This window comes from Pseudomonas peli, assembly GCF_900099645.1.
In the GTDB taxonomy this organism is placed as follows: domain Bacteria; phylum Pseudomonadota; class Gammaproteobacteria; order Pseudomonadales; family Pseudomonadaceae; genus Aquipseudomonas; species Aquipseudomonas peli.
In genome coordinates, this window is sequence record NZ_FMTL01000012.1 from 1 (window position 1) to 23,203 (window position 23,203).

20 protein-coding genes and 3 pseudogenes are annotated in these 23,203 nt (G+C 55.7%); 11 read left to right on the top strand and 12 right to left on the bottom strand.

Going from position 1 to position 23,203, the window contains the following annotated elements:
* The 4 genes and pseudogenes from BLO50_RS21175 to BLO50_RS21190 all read right to left on the bottom strand — a co-directional run.
* Nucleotides 1-918 (bottom strand): annotated as a pseudogene (locus BLO50_RS21175) (IS3 family transposase); the annotation flags it as partial.
* 442 nt (nucleotides 919-1,360) lie between these two features.
* Nucleotides 1,361-1,828: an RES family NAD+ phosphorylase gene (locus tag BLO50_RS21180; protein WP_090256260.1), complete on the bottom strand. Its 468-nt coding sequence runs from the start codon at nucleotides 1,826-1,828 to the stop codon at nucleotides 1,361-1,363.
* On the bottom strand, nucleotides 1,828-2,310 hold the full coding sequence (gene parS / locus BLO50_RS21185) for a type II RES/Xre toxin-antitoxin system antitoxin (RefSeq protein ID WP_244152928.1): 483 nt from the start codon (nucleotides 2,308-2,310) through the stop codon (nucleotides 1,828-1,830). Before parS ends, BLO50_RS21180 begins: the two co-directional genes overlap by 1 nt.
* Nucleotides 2,311-2,804: 494 nt before the next feature.
* Nucleotides 2,805-3,032, bottom strand: a complete 228-nt coding sequence (locus BLO50_RS21190) for a type II toxin-antitoxin system Phd/YefM family antitoxin (protein ID WP_244152929.1) — start codon at nucleotides 3,030-3,032, stop codon at nucleotides 2,805-2,807.
* A gap of 164 nt (nucleotides 3,033-3,196) precedes the next feature.
* Here BLO50_RS21190 and BLO50_RS22425 point away from each other — a divergent pair, with 164 nt between their 5' ends.
* Nucleotides 3,197-3,379, top strand: a complete 183-nt coding sequence (locus BLO50_RS22425; protein WP_417702954.1) for an antitoxin VbhA family protein — start codon at nucleotides 3,197-3,199, stop codon at nucleotides 3,377-3,379.
* 117 nt (nucleotides 3,380-3,496) lie between these two features.
* Nucleotides 3,497-3,660 (top strand): annotated as a pseudogene (locus tag BLO50_RS21765) (IS5/IS1182 family transposase); the annotation flags it as partial.
* Nucleotides 3,661-3,665: 5 nt separating this feature from the next.
* Here BLO50_RS21765 and BLO50_RS21200 read toward each other — a convergent pair.
* The 4 genes and pseudogenes from BLO50_RS21200 to cadR form a co-directional block, all read right to left on the bottom strand.
* Nucleotides 3,666-4,127: pseudogene (locus BLO50_RS21200) on the bottom strand (methyltransferase family protein).
* Between the two features lie 47 nt (nucleotides 4,128-4,174).
* The gene (locus tag BLO50_RS21205; protein ID WP_090256263.1) at nucleotides 4,175-4,819 is read right to left on the bottom strand and encodes a DsbA family protein; all 645 of its coding nucleotides are present in this window, start codon (nucleotides 4,817-4,819) and stop codon (nucleotides 4,175-4,177) included.
* Complete coding sequence (locus tag BLO50_RS21210) at nucleotides 4,816-5,253, bottom strand: disulfide bond formation protein B (protein ID WP_090256264.1); 438 nt, start codon at nucleotides 5,251-5,253, stop codon at nucleotides 4,816-4,818. The genes BLO50_RS21205 and BLO50_RS21210 overlap by 4 nt, the downstream gene beginning before the upstream one ends.
* A gap of 274 nt (nucleotides 5,254-5,527) precedes the next feature.
* Nucleotides 5,528-5,980 carry a Cd(II)/Pb(II)-responsive transcriptional regulator gene (gene cadR / locus BLO50_RS21215; protein WP_090256275.1) on the bottom strand — a complete coding sequence of 151 codons (453 nt, stop codon included), beginning with the start codon at nucleotides 5,978-5,980 and terminating at the stop codon, nucleotides 5,528-5,530.
* A 234-nt stretch (nucleotides 5,981-6,214) separates the two neighbouring features.
* On the opposite strand from cadR, the gene BLO50_RS21220 reads away from it, so the two are divergent.
* From BLO50_RS21220 to BLO50_RS21245, 6 genes are all read left to right on the top strand, one after another.
* Entirely contained in the window at nucleotides 6,215-8,497 is a 2,283-nt protein-coding gene (locus BLO50_RS21220) for a heavy metal translocating P-type ATPase (protein WP_090256265.1), read from the top strand.
* 16 nt (nucleotides 8,498-8,513) lie between these two features.
* A complete protein-coding gene (locus BLO50_RS21225) occupies nucleotides 8,514-8,876 on the top strand; it encodes a DUF3703 domain-containing protein (protein WP_090256266.1) in 363 nt (120 codons plus the stop codon).
* Between the two features lie 8 nt (nucleotides 8,877-8,884).
* On the top strand, nucleotides 8,885-9,361 hold the full coding sequence (locus BLO50_RS21230; protein ID WP_090256267.1) for a hypothetical protein: 477 nt from the start codon (nucleotides 8,885-8,887) through the stop codon (nucleotides 9,359-9,361).
* 604 nt (nucleotides 9,362-9,965) lie between these two features.
* Nucleotides 9,966-11,291 carry an OprD family porin gene (locus tag BLO50_RS21235; protein ID WP_026088463.1) on the top strand — a complete coding sequence of 442 codons (1,326 nt, stop codon included), beginning with the start codon at nucleotides 9,966-9,968 and terminating at the stop codon, nucleotides 11,289-11,291.
* Between the two features lie 192 nt (nucleotides 11,292-11,483).
* On the top strand, nucleotides 11,484-11,720 hold the full coding sequence (locus tag BLO50_RS21240) for a hypothetical protein (RefSeq protein ID WP_143003857.1): 237 nt from the start codon (nucleotides 11,484-11,486) through the stop codon (nucleotides 11,718-11,720).
* Between the two features lie 465 nt (nucleotides 11,721-12,185).
* Nucleotides 12,186-13,145 carry an arsenic resistance protein gene (locus BLO50_RS21245; RefSeq protein ID WP_090256269.1) on the top strand — a complete coding sequence of 320 codons (960 nt, stop codon included), beginning with the start codon at nucleotides 12,186-12,188 and terminating at the stop codon, nucleotides 13,143-13,145.
* 116 nt (nucleotides 13,146-13,261) lie between these two features.
* On the opposite strand, the gene BLO50_RS21250 is transcribed toward BLO50_RS21245, so the two are convergent.
* From BLO50_RS21250 to BLO50_RS21265, 4 genes are all read right to left on the bottom strand, one after another.
* Nucleotides 13,262-16,384 (bottom strand): efflux RND transporter permease subunit, encoded by a 3,123-nt coding sequence (locus BLO50_RS21250; RefSeq protein WP_090256270.1) that lies wholly within the window; start codon nucleotides 16,382-16,384, stop codon nucleotides 13,262-13,264.
* Nucleotides 16,385-16,395: 11 nt separating this feature from the next.
* Nucleotides 16,396-16,737 (bottom strand): P-II family nitrogen regulator, encoded by a 342-nt coding sequence (locus tag BLO50_RS21255; protein WP_090256271.1) that lies wholly within the window; start codon nucleotides 16,735-16,737, stop codon nucleotides 16,396-16,398.
* 14 nt (nucleotides 16,738-16,751) lie between these two features.
* Complete coding sequence (locus tag BLO50_RS21260; protein WP_143003858.1) at nucleotides 16,752-18,341, bottom strand: efflux RND transporter periplasmic adaptor subunit; 1,590 nt, start codon at nucleotides 18,339-18,341, stop codon at nucleotides 16,752-16,754.
* A 152-nt stretch (nucleotides 18,342-18,493) separates the two neighbouring features.
* A complete protein-coding gene (locus BLO50_RS21265) occupies nucleotides 18,494-19,762 on the bottom strand; it encodes a TolC family protein (protein ID WP_090256272.1) in 1,269 nt (422 codons plus the stop codon).
* Between the two features lie 570 nt (nucleotides 19,763-20,332).
* Here BLO50_RS21265 and BLO50_RS21270 point away from each other — a divergent pair.
* The 3 genes from BLO50_RS21270 to BLO50_RS21280 form a co-directional block, all read left to right on the top strand.
* Entirely contained in the window at nucleotides 20,333-21,007 is a 675-nt protein-coding gene (locus BLO50_RS21270) for a heavy metal response regulator transcription factor (protein ID WP_090256273.1), read from the top strand.
* Nucleotides 21,004-22,407, top strand: coding sequence for a heavy metal sensor histidine kinase (locus BLO50_RS21275; RefSeq protein WP_090256274.1), 1,404 nt, complete (start codon nucleotides 21,004-21,006; stop codon nucleotides 22,405-22,407). Before BLO50_RS21270 ends, BLO50_RS21275 begins: the two co-directional genes overlap by 4 nt.
* Before the next feature lie 128 nt (nucleotides 22,408-22,535).
* The coding region (locus tag BLO50_RS21280; RefSeq protein WP_143003859.1) for an OprD family outer membrane porin at nucleotides 22,536-23,203 on the top strand (668 nt) is incomplete at its 3' end.

Below are 23,203 nucleotides of genomic sequence, written 5' to 3' on the forward strand. Positions count from 1 at the left end.
TTCCAAGCAAGTTGTTGGCTTTTAGGAAACTCTGCCAGTCACCACTGCTGAACTGACTACCCTGGTCTGAGTGAATCATCACCTCCTGCTTGGGCTTACGCCGCCAAACGGCCATCAGCAATGCATCAATAGCCAGATCGCTGGTCATCTGCGGCTTCATCGACCAGCCAATTACCTGCCGTGAAAACAGATCGAGCACCACCGCCAAAAATAACCAACCCTCATAGGTGCGGATGTAGGTTATGTCCGTGACCCAGACTTTGTTGGGTTCGGTGACGTTGAATCGACGCTCAAGATGATTCGGCGAAGCGACTGGAGGCTTGCCACCATAACGACCCGGTCGACGACGATACCCTGTCTGTGAGCGCAGCCCTTCCAAGCGCATCAGTCGAGCAACACGATGTTTGCCGCATGCTTCTCCAAGCTCACGCAGGTCGTCGTGGATTTTGCGGTAGCCGTACACACCGCCGCTCTCTAGCCACGCGTGCTTGATCAGTCCAAGCAGGCGTTGATCATCCTTGGCTCGTGCCGACTTCGGTTCAGCCAGCCACGCGTAGTAACCGCTGGCATGTACTTTCAGCGTCAGGCACAGGCGGCGAACCGAATAGTCAGCGGATAGCTGGTTGATGAAGGCGTACTTCAGCCGCACTCCTTGGCAAAGTACGCGGCGGCCTTTTTTAGGATGTCTCGCTCTTCGGTCACGCGCTTGAGTTCGGCACGAAGACGACGCAGCTCAGCTTGCTGATCGTCCTCTTGCGCGCGCTGCTCTTGGGGCTTGCTGTAGCGTTTAACCCAGGCATACAGGCTGTGGGTCGACATACCCAAACGAGCAGCTACCTCAGCCACTGGCAGACCTCGTTCGGTCACCTGTTTGACTGCTTCGATTTTGAATTCTTCGGGATAACGCGGGTTGCTCATGGCACCTCCTAGTGGGCCGTATTATGAGGCCTGGAGGTGTCTACGAAACTAGGGGCGATTCAGCAGGCCGCAGTTTCTTTTTGATAGATGATCAGGATGAGATCGACTCTTTTACCGACCTCGATAGCTTGATCAACGAGCTACGCAAACTCGGTATCCGTCGTACGGAGATTCATCTGTAACCCCACTTGGGCTAGCCGGTCATCCGGATGCGGTAATCCTATCTCGCGACAAGCAAGAAAAAGCGCTTGGTTGGTGCCCTTCAATTCTCGTGAAACCAGACCCCAGCAATATCTGCGCAATTGCGCCCATCTGACCAGTCAGTTGCATTTGCGCTGACCACTGATTGCATATGGCTTGACCAATAGACTGTATCGCTAGACAGTCAGAAAGTGGCCTGTCGTAAATGGCTACAACCCTCGTCGGCAACGCCAAACTTACTCTAAGGTCGAACCGAAAATAGGCGCTGGTCGTAGGCGAAGTCGAGCACGTCGATAATCCGAACCTCGGCTATCGCCGGGTGGCGCGGATTGAGCATGATGTTGCGGTCGAGGGGCATTACCGCCGAAGGGACGATCAAGCCCAGCTGCTCATTGCGGGCAAGCCATGCCGTGCCATAGCCCATGCTTGGGCGATCTGCTGGCAGAGAGGCCCAACCCGCAGGCAACAGGTTCAAGGCGGGCTCAAGGTAGAGGTCAGGGCGATCCGGTAGTTCGAGGACGGTAATTTTCATGGGAATCTCCGGCCTCCGGGTCTGATGCACGAAGGTTTCCAGACAGCAGGTGGAGGGTGACAAGCCGAGGTACACAGCTGGCACCTCGGCATCATTCCAGCGTCCGCCCTCAATTGCCGCCCCTTTCCCAGAAAGGTCATGAGCGCGACTTGCCTTGGAGATTCGCCATGCCCGCATCAGGCCACACCGCCCCACTCAATGGCATGCAACACCCGGCGCACCTGGCGTGCCCCCAGCTCGGTCTCGCAAAGCGAGAGAGGCGTTTTTCCCCCGAGGGCATCATTGGGAGATGACATCCAGGTGCCCGCGACTACTTTATCTTCAAAAACTTCCTCTGCAAGAACGGCAACCTGAGCCAGACGGTCGATGCGCTCGGAGACAACTGAGTCGAGAGGGGCCTTGCTCTTGATCCGGCGCTCAACCGTTGAGTTCGAGGAATTAGCTAGTAGTGCCAAGGCTGGATTGGTGAGGTTGAATGTTCTTTTGACCTCTATCAGCCAGACAGCCTCAAAACCGGAGTTGATCCGGCGAAGCCGTTCTTGCTCGGTTTGAGCACTGAGGCTATGAGCCATTCTCCAAAAGCTGTGGGCAAGAGCCCCGGTACCTAAGGAGCGTTTTTTGAGTGCTTTAGCTTCTGCTTCCATTTGATATTCAGCCAAATGACGTTTCTCGTTCCTTCAGATGATAGCACGCGCTCGGCACCACTTTTCTGTCCCCAGAACTATGGATAATGCTTATCCCCTCAGCCACTTCGACAGCAGGCTGCCGTTGAAGCTACTTTTTCAACAGAATCGGCCGGCGGCTGTCAGTCGAGAGCTTCCGCTTTTGGCCTTAGCCGTACGTCAGGAAAACGAGTATCCTCATACTGTTCGCTCCGAGAATTAGTTGGCACCCAGCCTCCCCTTGGAGACACCCGAAAGCCCACCCACTATGGGTGGGCTTTTCTATTTGTGCGACCCCATCGGCCTGCCTGTAACACATCCGCCAGCTTCTCTCGAATGGCTTTCAGTGCTCGTCGAGCCTCGGTAGTACCAAGTTGCTTGAGGTCGTTATCAACTTCAGGGGGTAGCTCGACTCTCCAGTTTATCTCTCGATTACCTGAAGCGAGCCTCCATTTCTTCTAGACTCACCAATTTGCTGTCGTCAAGACTGCTCAGGCGCTCTGCTCTGAGGCCAACATTTCAATGCGAAGGTCTTCGAGCTCGTCCTGCATGGCTTGAAAGGCTTCAATGCCCATCAGCACTGCGGCTGGCTCGTTGTCCTTAAAGACAACCAGGTGAGATTGCTCCCCGCTGGTGACACTCTTTAGATTTGCGCCAAAATTTCTGGCCATCGCCGTGGCAGACACCGCCTGATCAGCTCGTGCTAGGAGTACGGTCATTGAGATCCCTTGCCCCTGGTTACAGGGCGCGATGATTACGGGCATCAACAAAATACCCGGGACGGCTAGGCTTGGTGACGCTGCTGGTCTTCGGCTAGCCATAGATCTTGTTCCTGAAGCGTCTACCCGTATAAAGTCCGCTTACCTTTTTGGTGATCTCGATGATGCCAGCACTCAAAGAAACGCAACGTCGCTCCCACGTGGCCCATGTCCAGGCCACCAACAACCTTGCGGGCGCTCGGATGAGCTCTTACATGTCCTCGAAAATGGCTGACTATGTGAAGGGCCGCATTTCCTCGGCTGAACTTGTAGCCGCCGCAAAAGCTCGCTACGGAATCCATGACTGAGTAAGTCAATCCCTTCTACACCATGGCCTTCACGGCCCTCTCTATGGCCCAGGCTGTGTAAAACGTTGGCACCGACCTTGCTGTGATTTGATGGATTCAAATCAGCGTGGGATGCCGATGAAGCGTTTCATCCAAGGGGAGTATCGGGGCCAAAGCGCGCTGCTTCCCGAGAGCCTGGATGACTATGTGTCGGACACCAACCCGGTACGGGTAGTCGATTTTTCGTCGATGAACTCGACCTTGGCCAGCTGGGCTTCGATGGTGTCGTCCCGGCTGAAAGCCAATGTTAGAGCCAGCGGCGAACCTGGGTTTGATAAACCGAATACTCGCTGCCGAACAGAGATATCAGAGCACGCTCCTCGGGCCTGATCTGGAAGCGATTCATATACAGCACAAACCCCAGTACCCCAAACAAGGCAAATGGCGAGGCCAAGTAGCAGGCCCAGGCCAGCAGCAACAGGGCAAAGCCGACGTACATCGGGTTGCGTGAGTATTGATAGATACCCGAGCGCACCAGTGCCGATGCGGTTTCAGGCTTCAGCGGATTGACGGTGGTCTACGCCGGCCTAAACGACAGGACGCCGGCCACGCTGAAGCAAACGCCAACGGCCACCACTAGCAGCGCCACCAGTACCCGCACTGAGTGCGCCAGGTCGAGGCCCGGCACATAGCGGGCGGCCAGCCACATCAACAACCCGAACAGAGCGGTCACAACTGGCGGGGGTATCTTGTTTTCCAGTGCTCGCATAAAAACTCCCGATAAAGCAGCCACGGTGTTTGTGCCAGTCTTTGTGTTTAGCGTACCTTTTGCAGTTCGCTCTGTACCAACTCCAGCAGAGGCTCAGGCCCGAACTTCGTCAGCAGCTTGCCGTTGACGAAGAAGGTGGGCGTACCTTGAATTCCGACTTTCTTAACGTCCGCTGCGTCTTTGGCCAGGATCGCGTCGATTTCGGGCGAGTTCATCGTTGCGCGGGCCTTCTCGACATCCAGGCCAACTGCTGCTGCTGCCTCCCAGGCTTTCTGCGCTTGCGCGTCGTCATGCCACAGTGGCTGGGCCTCCAGCACGGCTGCCAGCACAGGCTCGTAAAGCCCCTGTATGCGCGCAGTCTCCAGCAGGCGAACGGCCTCTTCCGAGCCTTTATGGAACAGTACATAGCGCACGACCAGGCGCACGTCCTGCGGGTATTGCGCCATGATTTGCTTCACGTAGGGGAAGAACGCCCGGCAGCTCTCACACGAAGGGTCGAAGAACTCGACGATGGTGACCGGTGCGTTGATCGGCCCAAGGGTTGGCGAGTGGAAACGCACCAAGGAGCTGCTCGCCTGAGTGACTGCCTGAGTCTCCTGGGGCGCGGAAAACCGCTGGTAGAGCACTGCGGCGGCGATAAATCCGGCAATGGTCACAGCGCTGATGGTCAGCACGAGGGCGCGTCTATTCATACAAGGGTTCTCCGGCGAATCAGGGCAAGAAGCATGACGATGGCGGTGAAAACCACCAGGGAAAGCAGCGGCAGCGGCACGCTACCGAAGATCAGCATGTCGGCCCCGGAACAGGAGGTTCCGGCGCTACACGGTTTTAGGTCTTCCGGGATCACCCCTATAAACAGCAGACAATGGTACAGGGCGATCACCCAGCCGATAACGGCCAGGGGCAAGGCGTACAGCCAAACGGAGAAGTCGGCGCGGTAGCAGGCGATAGTCAGCATCACTGCCAGAGGGAACATGAAAATCCGCTGGAACCAGCACAACACGCACGGGGTTTTGCCCATGACTTCGCCGATAAATAAGGCGGCCACGGTTGCGGCCACGGCCAGCAGCCACGCGGCGAGTAATAAACTCCAGGGATTGGCGGAGGGATGCACCTGCTCATTCATGCTTATCTACTCGTCCTTTTCCTTGGTTGGGGATGGCACGTTAGCGAGCCTACAGCAGCTGTCGATTGGCTTTGTGTTACAGCATGCGTCCTGCGCAGGCACTGGCTGACAGGCAGTGATCGATCCGGTTGGTGTTGCGACTAGGGGAGCACAGCAACTATCGACCTTGGCGGTTAATCTTGATGACGGATCTCTCATTAAAGCCGGACTGGCAACTCCAACTTGAATCGCATCGGGATTTCTAAACACGTTCCACGCTGTTCTGAGGCGATGGTCAATGACGGTGGCTTTTCCCGACATGGGTGTGGCCATCGTCCGGAAGCGCACTGACACCGCCAGTGGTATTCAGGCGCTGGAGGATTCCACACTCATCTACGCCACGCTCAGAGGAACAGCGGTGTCGTAACTCAATCAGCTGTTGTTGCAGCGCCAACAGGCTGGTCACGCGTGCTTGCACATGCTCAATGTGCTCATCCACTAAGCTATTTACACCCTCACAGTTTTCCTCTGGCCGATCCATCAGCGCCAGCAGGCTTCTGATCTCGTCCAGGGTCATGTCCAGCGTTCGGCAGTTGCGAATGAACGTAAGCCGCTCAAGGTGCTCACTGCTGTAAAGGCGGTAATTACCCTCGCTGCGAGCCGGAGCCGGCAACAGCCCCTCGCGCTCGTAATAGCGAACCGTTTCAACTTGGCAATCGGCAAACTTGGCCAGCTCTCCAATTTTCATGAATACCTCTTCGACAAACGCTTGACCCTGTAGTGGCTTCAGGGTGTTCACTCTGCACAACTGATCAATGAGGATACCCCCATGGCTGGCTGCTGCAGTGATGAACACAAACCTGAAGCGGTTTCAAAGGATGTCTGCTGTGACCCCAATGAGGCGATTAAGTGCTCCTCCGCTACAGCCTCAACGGTAAATGCCCTAGCTGGCTCCAGGCTCAGCAGCTTTCGCATTGCGCAAATGGACTGCCCTACCGAACAGTCGCTGATTCAGGACAAGCTGAGCAAGCTCGCTGGCATAGATAAGCTCGACTTCAACCTGATCAATCGGACTCTTGGGGTATGGCACAACTTGCCGTCGACCGCGCCTATCGAAGCGGCGATCTCGTCCCTGGGCATGCAAGCAGAACCGTTATCTGCCGAAGGACAAGCCCGCATCAAAATAGAACAGATGGACTGCCCAACGGAAGAAAAGCTGATCCGCGACAAGCTGTCCTCACTCCCTGGCATCAGCGAGTTGGAATTCAACCTGATTCAGCGCGTACTGACGATTCGCCACACAGCAGATGCACTGCCAACAGCACTGGCCGCTATTCGCGACCTTGGTTTCACGCCAGTGGTTGAAGGGGCAGCGACATCAGACGAAGGCACGCAAGGAACCCCGCGCAAGAAGGCCTGGTGGCCTTTGGCGCTATCGGGTGTGGCTGCTGTATCGGCTGAAGTGATCCACTTTGCCGAGCTTGCTCCGGAGTGGGTTGTGGCTGGCGTGGCGCTGCTCGCCATCCTGCTGTGCGGCCTGACGACTTATAAGAAGGGCTGGATCGCGCTGAAGAACCGCAACCTGAACATCAATGCGCTGATGAGTATCGCGGTGACCGGTGCGGTGCTGATTGGGCAATGGCCAGAAGCGGCCATGGTCATGTTCCTCTTTTCTGTCGCCGAGTTGATCGAAGCGAAGTCGCTGGATCGGGCGCGCAATGCCATCCGCGGCCTGATGGATCTGACCCCTGAGCGCGCCACGGTGCAGCAGATCGATGGTACATGGCTTGAAGTTGACGTTAAAACCATCGCCGTAGGCGCATTGGTCAGGGTAAGACCGGGCGAACGAATCGGTCTCGACGGCGAGGTTACTTCCGGCAACTCCACCATCAACCAAGCGCCCATCACGGGGGAAAGCCTGCCCGTAGAGAAAATCATTGGCGACCCGGTTTTTGCAGGAACCATCAACGAAGCCGGCTCCCTGGAGTACCGCGTCCTAGCCGCCGCTGCCAACACCACGCTGGCACGTATCATTCACGCGGTCGAAGAGGCGCAGGGGTCACGTGCGCCGACCCAGCGCTTTGTCGATCAATTCGCCAAGGTATACACCCCTGTCGTATTCCTATTCGCCCTAGCAATCGCCATTGTGCCGCCACTCTTCATGGCCGAGCCCTGGTACGACTGGATCTACCGTGCCTTGGTGCTGCTGGTGGTCGCCTGCCCTTGCGCCTTGGTCATCTCGACGCCCGTCACCATTGTCAGTGGCCTGGCAGCGGCGGCGCGTAAAGGCATTTTGGTCAAAGGCGGCGTCTATCTGGAAATCGGTGGCAAGCTTGGCTTCCTGGCACTCGACAAAACCGGAACCATTACTCATGGCAAGCCGGTACAGACCGATTACATGCCGTTGGTTGGACAGGACTCAGAACTCTACCGTACACATGCTGCCAGCCTCGCCAGTCGCTCTGACCACCCGGTTTCGCAGGCAATAGCCAAGCATGCCACTGAGAATGGCCTGACGTTTGCTGCCGTTGAGGGATTCGAAGCCCTATTGGGTCGAGGTGTTCGAGGCACCATCGAAGGCATAGATTTCCACCTGGGTAACCACCGCCTGGTGGAGGAGCTTGGCCTCTGCTCACCCGAGCTGGAAGCGACGCTGGAGCGTCTCGAACGCCAAGGTAAAACAGTGGTGGTGCTGTGCAATCCGCAGCGTGCCATTGCCCTGTTCGCCGTTGCCGATACCGTCAAGGACTCTAGCCGCCAGGCAATCGAGGAGCTTCATGCGCTTGGCGTGAAGACCACGATGCTGACCGGCGATAACCCGCACACCGCAGAAGCCATCGCACAGCAGGTGGGCATCGACGAAGCACGCGGCAATCTCCTGCCAGTCGACAAGTTGCAGGCTATTGAAGCATTGCAGGCGCGCGGCTACGTTGTAGGAATGGTCGGCGATGGCATCAACGATGCGCCGGCGTTGGCGAAGTCCGAAATCGGGTTCGCCATGGCCGCCGCCGGCACGGACACGGCCATCGAAACAGCGGATGTGGCCTTGATGGATGACGACCTGCGCAAGATCCCGGCCTTCATCCGCCTGTCTCAACAGACCGCCGTCATCCTCAAGCAGAACATCGTGCTGGCGTTAGGGATCAAGGCCCTGTTTCTCGCCATTACCCTAACGGGGCAGGCGACGATGTGGATGGCCGTCTTTGCCGACATGGGCGTCAGCCTGCTGGTGGTGTTCAACGGCCTGCGCCTGCTTAAAAAGTAGGATCGGAGGATTGAAGATGAAAGCAGCATTGCAACTCGCAATTGAACAAGCCTTTCAACAGGCCGAGCACGCCATGCAGGAGAGGCGTAATACCGATGCCTTTCAATGGCTGGAGCGCGCGCACATCCTGACTCAACGCCAGCCCTTGCTGCACGCCAGATCACACTGTCTGATGCTCACGCTCGGTTGGCAGATTGGCGATTATCGCGAGGTGGCCGGGCAAATACCGCGCATTTTCGCGGCCTTGTTGTTCTCCAAAATCTGGGTGCCCATTGGCAATACAGGCCGCTCCAGAGTCAGTGCGTTCAAGCCCATGCCGGTTCCTGAAGAACTCCAGGCCTTGCTTGCGAGCGATGAGCAAAACCCATCCAGTCGGTGATTGTGTCCATGCAAGTCGATCTCGCCACCCAGCTGCCGTGCACACTTGCAGAGGTGATCGCCCAGGTGCGCACACCACGCCTGCTGCGTCAGGTTGCTTCACCCTTATTGAGTTTCAGCCCGCTGGCTCCGGCTGAGTTTCCTGATACCTGGAGCGAGGGCACCTACTGGGTCAAGCTGAAGTTATTCGGCGTACTTCCCATTGGCCGTCAGGCGATTGTGATTACCTACCCGCAGATGGAAAACGCTCAGACCTTCATGCTTAGAGACAACGGCTATAGCCCGCTGATCAGCAAGTGGGATCACCTCATTACGGCACATGAGGTGAGTGGCGGAACACTTTACCGAGATCGCGTGACTATCGAGGCCGGCATTCTCACCCCATTCGTGTGGCTCTTTGCGCGCCTGTTTTACGCACACCGTCAGCGCCGCTGGGCAGCCTTGGCGGCAAATGGCTTTAACTACGGAAACTCTCAGCCGCTGTAGTCATCGCCCCTTGCTTGATTCTTGGCCGCATCAGCCAACGCTTCCTCTGGCAAGCGCTGAGCCCATGGCTATTCACACTCCTGCGGTCACAGTTCCAAGCACCATTACTGCCATGAGCTGGAATATACGCAGTGCGCCTGCCAGCTCCAGCTTATCAGCAAAATGCTGACTTACACGACGGGAGTGAGCAGCATGCCCGAACCGCACAAGGTGATTCGGATGGAGGCTTACGGGCCTCCATACAAGATCAACCGGCGTCCCCCCCTGCCGGCTTGGCACATCAGCCCGGCGCTATCGGTCAATCTGAGTGCACCGTCCGATGAGCTGGCAGTCGTGATCATTCGGCCTGATCAAGGCCGGAGCTCTCTCGACCTACCCGTCGGATTCTATTGAAAATCTGAATTCAAATGTCGCTTTAAGACAACTTTTATTGCCGCCTTGTGAAGATTACAGAATTGTAATCTTCCAATCATCTTCAAGTTATCTTCAGCTTGCAAGGATAGGGCTCAGCTCCCCAAAGGCGCAGAGCGCTTGAGGGTGCAATACCTATAAGAACGCCATGGCGAAAACTAGACTAATAACTGCCAATATAAAGGAGCAATAAATGCTTAATAAAACCAAACTATCCCTTGCAGTATTTTCGGCGATTGTCAGTGCAGCTCCGCTCATGGCGGCCGCAGAAGAGCAAGCCGAAGGTTTTGTAGAAGGTAGCAGTTTCAATATTCTCAACCGTAACTTCTACATGAATCGTGACTTTCGTAAAGGTCAGTCGAGCAACACTGACAATGGTTATACTGAAGCTTGGGCACACGGGATCATTGGCCAGTTCGAGTCGGGCTTTACCCAAGGCACCGTAGGCTTTGGTATTGATGCCTTCGCCATGCTCGGCCTTAAACTGGATACCGGGGATGGTCGATATGGCCCAGGTGGTACTGTTAATCTGCTGCCGGTAAATAGTGATGGTGAAGCCGAAGATAACTACTCCAAAGTGGGTGGTGCAGTAAAAGCCCGGCTATTCGACACCGTTGTCAAAGTGGGTGATGTGTTCCCCATGACGCCGGTGGTTCACTACGGTGACTCCCGCCTGCTACCGGAAAGCTTTCGCGGCGTTACGGTTGAGAACACAAGCTTTGATGGTTTGACCCTTCAGGGTGGCCGCCTGCATGCCATGAGCCAGCCGCAGGTCAGCACCATGCGTGATGAGTTCGCAACCTTCTATGCGGGCTCTGTCGCGTCTCCATGGGTTGCCTATTTCGGCGGTGACTATTCGCTAAATGACAACCTGAGCTTTAGTCTCTATAGCAGCCAACTCAAGGATGCTTGGAAGCAGCACTATGCCGGTACGTCCTTCACCTACCCGCTGACCGACAGTGTTTCCTTGTTCGGTGGCTTGAACTACTACAAAGCTGTTGATGACGGCCAGCAGCTGTTGGGTGAGTTCGATAACGACATTTACAGCGGCAAAGTGGGTGTGCAGTTCGGTGCACACAGCGTTGCCCTGTCGCACCAGCGCAACAACGGCGACGATGATTTCGACTACCTGCGCCAGTCTGATTCCATCTTCCTCGACAACTCTATTCAGTACAGCGACTTCAACTCGCCGAAAGAGAAGTCCTGGATGCTGCGCTACGACCTAGATATGGCCAGCTATGGCGTTCCTGGACTGACCTTCATGACGCGCTATGCGCTGGGTACAGATGCGGACTATTCCGACGCCAACAGTGTGTATATGCGTCGTGATGCCGATGGCAACCCGCTGACTGACCAGAAGCGCTGGGAACGCAACATCGAAGCCAAGTACGTCGTCCAAACGGGCTCACTGAAAGAGATGTCCTTCCGTGTTCGCCAGATGACTACCCGCGCAACGGATTACGAGTCGGATCTGGACGAGGTTCGTCTGATCGTCGAGTACCCACTGAGCGTGCTCTAAAAATGGATGGGCGGGCGGGCTCTAAAAGCCCTGCCTGCTCATGCATAACAAGAAAGATAGTGATTAGATTTCAAGAATGTAATGTTGAGCTCACGCTGCTGTTAGCTTCCATCTAGTAAAATTCATTCGAACTTGCAGAACTTGTCCATAAAACTCGACAAGCTATTAATTGAATTTTACGAGGCCTGCCTTATGAAGATATTGAAAGCCCTGATTATTGGATCGTTACTTCTTGCGGCCTCAACACAGACTTATGCAAGAGGAGATGGTTACGACCGCTCAATGAAATTTCAGGAAAGATTTCGAGCAGATCAAAAACGAATTCACGGAACTAAGCCCGCCGCCAAGCAGGCGGACGAGTCAAAGGTTAAGAACAGCAGCCAAGATCGGATCGATACCGATACTAAAAAAGAAACCAAAGCTGACTAACTGCTCACTTCCGAACGATGTTCACCTCTAGAAGCTCCCGAGCTCCTTTGGAAAGAGGTGTACCCTCAGCGCCCTTCGGGGCGCTTTTTTTATTTAACCCCCTCCATATCCAATAGCCTAACTGAGAATATAAAACGCCACGCTAGAGAACTAAACTCTACTCCTTCGCATGTAATTCATATCAGCAACAAGCCATCGCTGTCAGCGTGTAGCAAGAAGGGCAAAATGATACGGGCCGAAGGCCTTACATTGATCTGCCTGATATCTGCAAATGCACTTGGCTATCTCCACGATGCTAGAGCACGGTGTCATTTGAACACCGCGCCCTTGTACCGTCAGCAGACACTCGTTCAGTAGCCAGACGCTGCGCCTATCTCAATCCTTCAAGGCTCAGGCCATCCAAGAGTGCCCCCACGCTCTCCGCTACCTAATGTAAGCTGACGTTTTTTCCTCCTTGAGGATGCTATGAGTAGGGATGCGCTTGAACAAAACCAGATACCGATCTATTTCGTTGCGGTCATTGCAGCGGCAATCGGTGGGTTAATAGCTCCTGCAGCTGCGCAGAGCCTGAACGCATTAGTGACCCCGACCATCGCCGTGCTGATGTACGCGATGTTCCTGCAAATTCCCTTTCTTGATCTTCGCGAAAGTCTTAGCAACAAGCGCTTCATGTCAGCCTTGCTTATCGCCAATTTCGTACTGATTCCACTGCTGGTGTGGGCACTAACCAGAGGGCTCGCAGACCACCCGGCAATCCTAATCGGCGCTCTTCTGGTTTTGCTCACCCCCTGTATCGACTACGTGGTGGTCTTTACTCACATTGGCAAAGGCGACTCGCGTGCGATTCTTGCAGCAACCCCCATCCTCTTGCTGTTGCAGCTTGTGCTGTTGCCTGTGTATTTGGCTTTCATGCTAGGGGAGCAATCCGAAGTCGTTATCTCGATAGGCCCTTTCGTTGAAGCGTTTCTCGCACTGATTGTCGCGCCTTTGTTGTTCGCGGTGGTTACAGCAGCCTTGGCTAAGCGCTCGCGGGTCGTATGTAGCTGGAACACCGTATGGGCATGGATGCCAGTCCCTGCGATGGCGGCAGTTCTCATTGCGGTGGTTGGGTCGCAAATCTCGCCGGTGGTACGTGATATCGACCAGCTTTTACCGGTGATCCCGGTGTATATCGGTTTCATGCTTTTGGCCCCCGTAGTGGGCGCACTCGCTTCAAGAGCTTATAAACTGCCCGCCTCGACGGCGAGAGCGGTTACTTTCAGTACCGCCACACGTAACTCGTTGGTGGTTCTTCCGCTGGCCCTGGCATTGCCTGAAGAAATACGAGGGCTTGCAGCCGCAGCGGTCATCACCCAGACGCTGGTTGAGTTGGTGGGTGAGCTTGTCTACATCCGGGCAGTGCCGATTCTCATTTGGCGTAAATAAAACCGCTGAGGACGTCACAGGCACAGTCACTGCCCACATTGAGCGGTATTTACGGTAAGCAAAAAGCCCCGCTCAAGAGCGGGGCTTTTCAGTTGCACACAAATAGCGCTGTGAACTTAGCGCAGACGATGGGCCAAGCGGTAGAGCAATGGCAAAACCAGCAGCGTCAGCGCGGTTGAAGACAAGATTCCGCCAATCACCACCGTCGCCAGAGGGCGCTGAACTTCTGCGCCCGTACCGATGGCAGTGGCCATTGGAATAAAGCCCAGAGACGCCACCAAGGCTGTCATCAGCACCGGACGCAAACGAGTCAACGCGCCTTCACGAATAGCCTCGTCCAGCCCCATGCCGTTCTCACGCAAACTGCGAATGAAGGAAATCATTACCAGGCCGTTGAGCACCGCCACGCCCGACAAAGCAATGAAACCCACGCCCGCGGAGATCGAGAGCGGAATATCTCGCAGCCACAAGGCCATGATCCCGCCTGTCAGCGCGAAGGGCACGCCGGTGAACACCAGCAGGCCATCTTTGACATTGCCGAACATCATAAAGAGCAGTGTGAACACCAGCAGCAATGAGACCGGTACGACAATCTGCAGGCGCTTGGCCGCCGACTGAAGCTGCTCGAAGGTGCCGCCCCAGGTCGTCCAGTAGCCTGTAGGGACGCTAACCGCCTGGGCGATCTTGCTCTCGGCCTCGGCGACAAATGAGCCGATATCGCGACCGCGAACGTTAGCGGTGACCACCACGCGGCGCTTGCCACTTTCACGGCTGATCTGGTTCGGCCCCGGTGCGGACACCACACTCGCCACATCAGCCAAGCGCACAAACCCTGGGCCATCCAACCCATCGCCATTGGCCAGACGAATAGGTAGCTGCTGGATCTTGTCGACATCATTGCGCCACTCGTCCGCCAGGCGAACTTGGATATCGAAACGCCGGTCACCTTCAAACAGTGCACCCGCCTCGCGCCCGCCGATGGCGGTGGAAATGGCGTCCTGAATCTCCGAGACATTCAAACCGAATCGTGCGGCTTTCTCACGGTCGATTTGTACGCTGAGCATCGGCAGACCGGTGGTCTGTTCGACCTTCACATCAGCTGCTCCTGGAATACCCTCCAGCACCTCAGCGATTTGCTCGGCGGTCTCGTTCATCACATCCATGTCATCGCCAAACACTTTCACTGCGACGTCACTGCGTACGCCGGAGATCAGCTCGTTGAAGCGCATCTGAATGGGCTGAGTGAACTCATAGTTGTTGCCGGAAACCTGTTCAACCGCCTCCTGCATCGCCGCAACCAAATCGGCTTTGCTGCGATCAGGATCGGGCCACTGGTCGCGCGGCTTTAGCATGACAAAGTTGTCCGCCACGTTCGGCGGCATTGGATCGGTTGCGACTTCAGCAGTTCCAAGCTTGGCGAACACCGTATCAACCTCGGCAAAGGATTTGATTCGTTGTTCGAGTTGCACCTGCATTTCAATTGCTTGCGAAAGGCTAGTGCCAGGAATACGCAGGGCATGCAAAGCGATATCGCCCTCATCCAGGCTCGGCACGAACTCACTGCCCATCCGCGAAGCAGCTAAACCAGAAAGCACCATGATGACTGTCGCAATGGTCAGCACTAACGGCTTGCTGACCATGACCCAATCTAGCAACGGCGCGTAGCCTTGCTTGACCCAGGCCATTAGCCGATTTTCTTTTTCACTGACGTTGCCATTGAGGAACAGTGCAACAGCTGCCGGGACGAATGTCACCGAGAGGATCATGGCTCCGAACAGGGCTGTCACCACGGTGAACGCCATTGGGTGGAACATCTTGCCTTCCACGCCGGTGAGCGCAAATATCGGCAGGTACACCACCATAATGATCAGTTGGCCGAACAGCAGTGGACGACGCGCCTCCTTCGACGCCGCGAACACCTCATGGAAGCGCTCATTACGGGTCAACGTTCGGCCTGCTGCGGCCTGGGCGTGAGCCAAACGACGCACGCAGTTCTCTACGATCACCACGGCACCATCGATGATGATGCCGAAATCGAGTGCGCCAAGGCTCATCAGGTTCGCGCTGACCTTGTTGCTGACCATGCCCGTAAAGGTGAACAGCATCGACAGCGGAATCACCATTGCGGTGATGAGGGCCGCCCGAATGTTACCCAGGAACAGGAACAGGATAGCGATAACCAGCAGAGCGCCTTCGATCAGATTCTTCTTCACCGTATTGATGGCCTTATCGACCAATACAGTGCGGTCATAGACCGTCTTCGCTATGACTCCTTTCGGCAGGTTGCGATTGATCTCCTTTATGCGCTGGTCGACAGCCTGCGATACATAGCGGCTGTTCTCACCAATCAACATAAAGGCAGTGCCGAGCACCACCTCCTGGCCGTTCTCAGTAGCGGCCCCGGTGCGCAGCTCCTTACCCAGGCCAACCTCGGCCACATCACCGATGCGCACAGGAACACCATCGGTGTTCTTGATGATGATGTTGGCGATGTCAGCGATATTGCCGACTTGTCCCGGAGCGCGGATCAGGTACTGCTCGCCGCTGCGTTCGATGTAGCCCGCACCAACGTTGGCATTATTGCTCTCCAACGCAACCACAATGTCCTGCAGGCTGAGGCCATGTGCGACCAGGCGCTCCGGCTTGGGTGAAACCTGGAACTCCTTGGCATAACCGCCAATGGTGTTGATCTCGGTAACACCTTTGACGGTTCGCAGTTGCGGCTTGACGATCCAGTCCTGAATCTCACGCAAATCCATCGGAGTATAGGCGCTGCCATCCGGCTTCTTCGCACCGTCTTGCGCCTCGATGGTCCACATGTAGATCTCGCCCAGACCAGAAGCGATTGGCCCCATGCTCGGCGACAGATCACTGGGTAGATTGCTACGCGCTTCCTGTATCCGCTCATTCACCAACTGACGAGCGAAGTAGATGTCTGTGCCGTCTTCGAAAATGACGGTGACCTGCGACAACCCGTAGCGTGAGATTGAACGCGTTTCCTGTAAGTTGGGCAGCCCAGCCATTACCGATTCAATCGGAAAGGTCACGCGTTGCTCAGTTTCCAGTGGCGAGTAGCCCTTTGCCTCGGTATTGATCTGCACCTGCACGTTGGTGATGTCGGGAACCGCATCAATCGGCAACTTCTGGTAGCTGTAAACACCCAACGCCGCCATGCCGAGCACAGCCAGCAAGACTAGCCAGCGCTGGTCGATGGCGAAGCGAATTAATCGTTCGTACATGTCAATTTCCCCTAAAGCGCAGCATCACCGCGCTCTCCAGTACGGATGCGCAATGCGTCGGTCAAAGGGGCCACGGCGACGATTCCATCACCGGGAACACCTGTGTGGGCGGCCTTCTCGATGGCATGGACGATCTCATCGGCAACCTCATCGGAGCAGAACGCCAGCAGCACGAGATGCTGATGGGCGTCTGGATTCCATTCGTCTGCGATATATCCATGATCCTTGCCGTGACCACGCGGATGACCATGGGCTGGCAGGATGGTGAATCCTGGTAGATGCGGCAGTGCGTGCAGCGCTTGCTCGACGGCTTCAAGCCGGATCGGACGAAAAATAGCTGTAACTTGTTTCATAGCTCGACTCCGAATTAGTGGTCATGGCTCGCGCCGGCTTTGCCAAGCTCAGCTTTGATCAGGAAGCTGTTCTTCAGCGCGTATCGATCGCCCGCCTTCAGACCCGAGATAACCTCGACGAAGTGGCCGTCGGATTTGCCCAGCTCAAGAGGCCGAGCTTCTAGCTGGTTATCGAAGCGGCCGAACACTACCTGCCAATCGCGAACGGTCTGGATCGCTTCGACCGCTACTGCAACGGGAACGTCGTTCTCCTGGGCAATCACCTCGACCGTCACTGGCAAACCAGGCCGCCATATCCGATCTGGGTTGGCTAGCACGATGCGAGCAGTCGCCGAGCGGGTTTGCGCCCCAACCAGAGCGCTGACATAGGAAATGGAGCCCTTAGCCGTGGCGGCGAATGCGCTGGAGCTCACGACAACGTTTTGCCCTTCGGCGATTACGCCCAAGTCTTTCGCCGCGACGGTTGAGTCCACCCATACGGTCGACAAATCCGAGACGGTAAAGACTGCGGAGTCCTCTTTGAGTACTTCACCAACAGAGATGCTTTTGCTGGTTATCACGCCATCGATAGGGGCACGAATCTCGAATTCGGTGAGATTCTGGCCTTTGGCCGGGGCACCGCCCAGCGAAGCGATTTGTTGCTGGACGCGCTGCACTGCGATAGCAGCTTCCTGCATGGCAACTTGCGCCTGCAGGAAGTCCTGCTCGGCGGAAATCTTCTCTTCCCACAATTGCTTTTCACGTGCATAGGTCGTGCGGGCAAGCGCAGAGCGTTGCTGGGCGGCCATTAGCTCGCCACGCAGTTCGGCCAGCGCCTGGCTGGAGATTTTGGCCAATACCTGACCCTTGCTGACCGTATCGCCAGCACTAACCGCCACCGAGTCGACGCGCCCGGCAAGTTGCGGGGTCACCTGAACCGTGCGGTCACCGTTGTAACGAACCTCGCCGAGCACTTGCAGCGTGGAGGCGATTTTCGCTGGACCAGCAGTGGCGAGCGTGACGCCACCCTGCTCAAGCTGCGCATCCGTCATCGTCACGCGGCCCTCAACCTGCTCGTAACCGAACGAATAGCTCTTGCCACTGTGCTTGGCGCTGATGGAAACCTGGAATGAATGCGGCTCTACAACCGCGGCATCGCCACGTAGGTAGTCATTCTCTTTGCTGAAATTGATGATTTGCGCAGGTTGGCCAAGACGCAACAAGGTCACCTGTACCGTGCTTTCAGTAGGATTTAAAAGCTTACCGTCCAGGTAGGTATAGAGCCTGAACTGAGGCTCTACGCCCTCCTCAAAAATCGTCACTTCAAGTGCATAATCACCCTCGGTGAAAAGCTTGCCGCCATGCTCGCCCTTGGTGGGTTCTACAGTTTCATGGTGCTCTTTATCTGCATGCTCATCGGCCTCTTCATGCTCGTCGGCCGAAGCCTCCCCGTGGTGCTCGGGATCTGCGTGAGCCGATACATCCTCATGACTCTCATCATGGCCATGGCCTTCCTCCCCGGACTTACCAGGGCTACCACTTAGAATCAGACCCGCCACGGCTAAACCGATGACGACAACAGCCACAATCATCAGCCACTGCTTTCTGGGAGTTGTTGATGCCATTGGTAACTCCAAATTATCAAAAGTATTGAATTTGACTCATGCCCAGGCGGCGACTAAACGCGCTCAATAAACATGCAGCCGCCAGGAAAGCAGGCGAGGCTTCATGTCGCATGACGCGACCATCTAAGGCGTTATGTAGGTGTGAGAGATGCTTATTTTTTGAATTCGATGTTGAGTTGGGAGCCGTAAATCTTCTCCAAGCTCACCCAGGCCGAAATAGCTTCATCCAGGGTATTCAGGTATTGGGAGCGCATGCTTACGAGGGTGCGCTGAGCATCGAGTACATCGATAAAGGCAAACTTGCCCATCTCGAATCCACGTACTGCGCCCTCTACTGCTTGCTGCGCGGTCGGCAGCAGTGTGCCGCTGATCGAGTCGACTTCACTTCTAGCGCTTTCCCACTGCTCAAATGCCTGCTGGGCTTCCGCGCGCAGGCGGAGCTCTGCGGCATTGCGCAAATCCCGCGCTTGGTCAGCTCCTTGAGCAGCGGCCAGCACATTGCCTTGGTTGCGGTTGAACAACGGAATAGGCATCGACAAGCCGAGCAAATTGACGCGCTCGCCAAGCCCTTCGTCGTACTGGCTGCCAACGCTGACGGTGAGGTCTGGAATGCGCTGCGACTTTTCGAGTTCCAAGGAAGACTCGGCACGCTGGATTTGCGTGTTGGCCAGCCGTAGGTCCGCTGTATCTGTTATGCGTGCAAGCATCTCAGCCTGCGACGGCAGGTACGGCAGGCGCTCAAGATCACCCTCGACATGCGCGAAGTTCGGTGTCTTGGCACCCGTTATGAGCGCCAGTTGCTTGTAGGCATTGCTTTGATTGAGGCGTGCGCGATTCAGCTCCAGTTGAATTTCCGAAAGCTGCACCTGAGCACGCGAAATTTCGATTGGCGAAGCCTTGCCGGCCTTTACGCGCCCTTCGACCACCTGAAGTCCGCGACGGGCAAGGTCTAACGACTGTGTGGAAAGCTGCAGTCCTTCCTGGGCACGCAGAGCTGAGTAAAAGGCCTGGATGACCTCAGCGCGCAAGATGTTTTTCTTACGCTCCAGATCAATCGCCACCGCGTCCTGATCACGCTCAGACACATCAATACGCGCGCTACGCTTGCCTCCCAGCTCAATTGGCTGAGATACCTGAATGCTGGTAACGCGCGACTCACTGCGCGTGTCCTCAACGCTCCAGGACAACTCAGGATTCGGGATCAGCCCAGCTTGAGTACGAGCACCTTCGGCAATACCTGTATTCCATTGTGCTGCAGCGAACTCCTGGTTCTCAGTGAGCGCTTGCGCAAACGCCTCATCAATCGTTATTGACTGCCTTGTTGATTCGGCAGCAGTTGTTGGAACTGGAGCAATTAACAATGCAGCCAGTAGCCCTGAAAATACACAGAATTTACCTATTCCAACTCCATGTCCGGCCATTGTTTTTACATGCACTTAAAGTCCTCCACAGAACTAGCTCTGCTGGAATATAATGAAGGCCTTTATATTTATTAATCCCGAGGGATATCGAGGATTATCGCTTGGGAAAATAAGTAGAAAGCCAATTCCCGGCAGAATGTAGTGCTCCATGCCTATCAGCAAGGTGACTGGAAAATTACAAATACGTTATCCAGCACTTTTCCAAGTAGGCCTGTATTAGTATTGGCAGCGCTCAAGAGAGCAGGCAATTTAGCGCCCAGCAACAACTAGAAACAAACACAGTTAAATAGCGGTTGCCTCGCGGGTAGCGCCCCCGGGCAGCCCTGCCAGTCAAAAGTTGGGTGTTTTGGATAAGGACAAGTACTGCGACATGTTGTCGCTTAACCCCTTTGAGCCATGCGAAATAGGCATTACAGCTTGACCCTAAAGCCGCTTCAGGCTTTAGCCTTGGAGCAACCTGAAAAGCCGTAGGTCATATCCGTGACCGCCGATGAAAGAATTAAAACCACTCCGCAGCCATAACAAAAAAATATCTAAAAATACTGGCCGCATATTTTAAGGTGAATTTTTATGCGAATCCTTATTGTCGAGGACGAGCCCAAGACTGCCGAATACTTACACCAAGGTTTAAGCGAAAGTGGCTATGTAGTTGATAAGGCCGCCACTGGCGTGGACGGTCTCCACCTTGTTAGGCAGCACACTTACGACTTGGTAGTGCTTGATGTAAACCTGCCTGGAATTGATGGTTGGGGCGTGCTTGAGCATATACGCAGTAACAGCAGTACTCGCGTGATAATGCTGACTGCACGCGGGCGCTTAGTGGATAAAATTAAAGGCCTGGATTTGGGGGCGGATGATTATTTAGTCAAACCGTTCGAGTTCCCTGAGTTACTTGCGCGAATTCGTACGTTGCTACGGCGAAGCGAGCAAATTCCAGTACCGGAAGTGCTGCGGGTAGCCGACCTTGAGCTTGATCCGGCGAGGCACCGCGCGTTCCGTGGTGAGCAGCGCATCGACCTGACCACTAAAGAGTTTGCGTTGCTGCACCTACTGATGCGCCGCTCTGGGGAAGTGCTATCGCGCACCCAGATCATTTCGCTGGTCTGGGATATGAATTTTGACTGCGACACCAACGTCGTCGAAGTCTCCATCCGCAGACTACGCGCCAAAATTGATGACCCGTTCGATAACAAGCTGATTCACACCCTCAGGGGTGTCGGGTACGTGCTTGAGGAACGTGCATGAAGCCGACCAGTCTATCCATGCGCCTTGGCCTGTCGGTCAGCGTGATGGGGGCGGCACTGGTTGTTCTGCTAGCAGCACTCGCCTACTTCGCGCTTACCCATGAGCTGGACTCGTTGGCCAAGCAGAGTCTTGACGGCAAACTTGAGCAGATTCAGCACAATCTCGCCGAAGACATGAGCGCACATGCAATTGCCCAGCAACCTCACGAGCTGCTGGATCTGGTCATGGGGCATGACAATCTGCACCTGACGATCTACGGGAAAAAGTCAGGCACCAAATTACTCCTGAATCTGGGTGAGAAATCCAGGGAGCCCATTCTTGCCAACATACCAGCAGGCGATACCCCTATTTACCAAAGCTGGTCGGATGCTGAGGGAAACAACTTCCTGACCGCATCCAAGGTGATGCTGCTCAACGACGGCGACCACGTCAGGGTCTTACTCTCAATTGATCGATCTGCCGACGAAGCACTGCTCAGTGCCTACCTCAAGTCAACGTTGATCGCGCTCCCTCTTCTTCTGGCGCTAATTGGCATGGGCGCATGGTGGATTGTACAACGGGGCCTTTCTCCGCTCCGGCAATTTCGCCAGGTTGCATCGCTGATATCCACGCAGGATCTGACCCATCGGATTTCCGTCGACAAACTTCCACAAGAACTCAGCGCGCTGGCCCACGGCATCAACTTCATGCTGCATCGTCTTGATGGTGGCGTTCAGCAGCTATCGCAGTTCTCTGATGACCTGGCCCATGAGTTGCGCTCACCTATCACCAACCTGATGGGTAAAGCGCAGGTAACGCTCTCAAGACAGCGTCCACCTGAGGAGTACAAAGCCGTACTGGAATGCTGCACAGAAGAGCTGGAGCGCGTCACCCGAATCGTGTCCGACATGCTGTTTCTCGCTCAAGTCAGCCACCCCGCATCCCTGGTTCCCTTCGAGAAGATTGCACTGGAGGACGAGGCAAGACGCGTTGTGGATCTGTTCAGCATCTCCGCTGAAGAGAAACAGATCAGCCTGAGCATTTCCGGGGCCGGCCGAACCTTCGGTGATCGGCTGATGGTACAGCGCGCCATTTCAAACCTCTTGTCCAATGCGATTCGGCACAGCCCCATTGGCGCAAACATCTCGCTGCTGATCGAGAAGCACAGCGAAACCGTGTCGTTCTCGGTGGGAAACCCGGGGATTGGCATCCCCGCACAGCACATCCCTCATTTGTTCGAACGCTTCTACCGCGTCGATACCAGCCGCTCTCGTGCCGAAGGTGGGACAGGGCTGGGCCTGGCAATTGTTCGCTCGATCATGAGCCTGCATCAGGGCACGGTCGAGGTCAGTAGCCTGCCAGGCAGCTTCACCGTATTCCGTTTGATCTTCCCCAAAGTCCGCAATGGTTCCTCGACCTAGACCTGCAGGCGTACAGGCATAACGACCAGCCGAAGATTGGCCGCAGAGGAACCCGCCCCTATTCGGAGAGCACGGCATACAGCGACGGCTCCCCGATATGCCACCCCCCTGAACATGGATAAACAACAATGAAGAAGACCCTCTTGGCAGTCGCGGTGAGTACTGGGGTACTCAGTCTTAGCCAGCCAGCCGCAGCTGAGTTTTTCGCAGACAGCAAAGCCGGGCTGGAAGCGCGTAACTTCTATTTCAATCGCGACTTCCGCCAAGACTCAGCCAGCCAATCAAAGCAGGAAGAATGGGCCCAGGGCTTCCTGCTGCGCTACGAATCCGGGTTCACCGAAGGGACAGTCGGCGTGGGCATCGACGCCATTGGCATGCTTGGCCTCAAGCTGGACTCTAGCGCCGACCGCTCAGGCTCGGGCCTGCTCAAGCGCGATAAAGAAGCACCTCGTGCCGCGCAGGATGAATATGGTGAGATGGGCTTAACCGCGAAGCTGCGCGCCTCAAACAGCGTGCTGAAACTGGGCACGCTGCAACCCAGACTGCCAACCGTCCAAGCAAACGATTCGCGCCTGCTGCCACAGACCTTTCAAGGCGGGCACCTGAATTCGCTGGAGATTGACGGGCTTACCTTCGATGCAGGCCAGCTCAAGCAAGTAAGTCAGCGCGACTCATCCGATAGCGAAGACCTCAGCATTGCCAGCGGCGCAGCCCGCGCTATCAGCGGCGGCGGAACCCAGACGAGCGATGAATTCAACTTCGCCGGGGCGACCTACAAATGGAACAGCAACCTGGC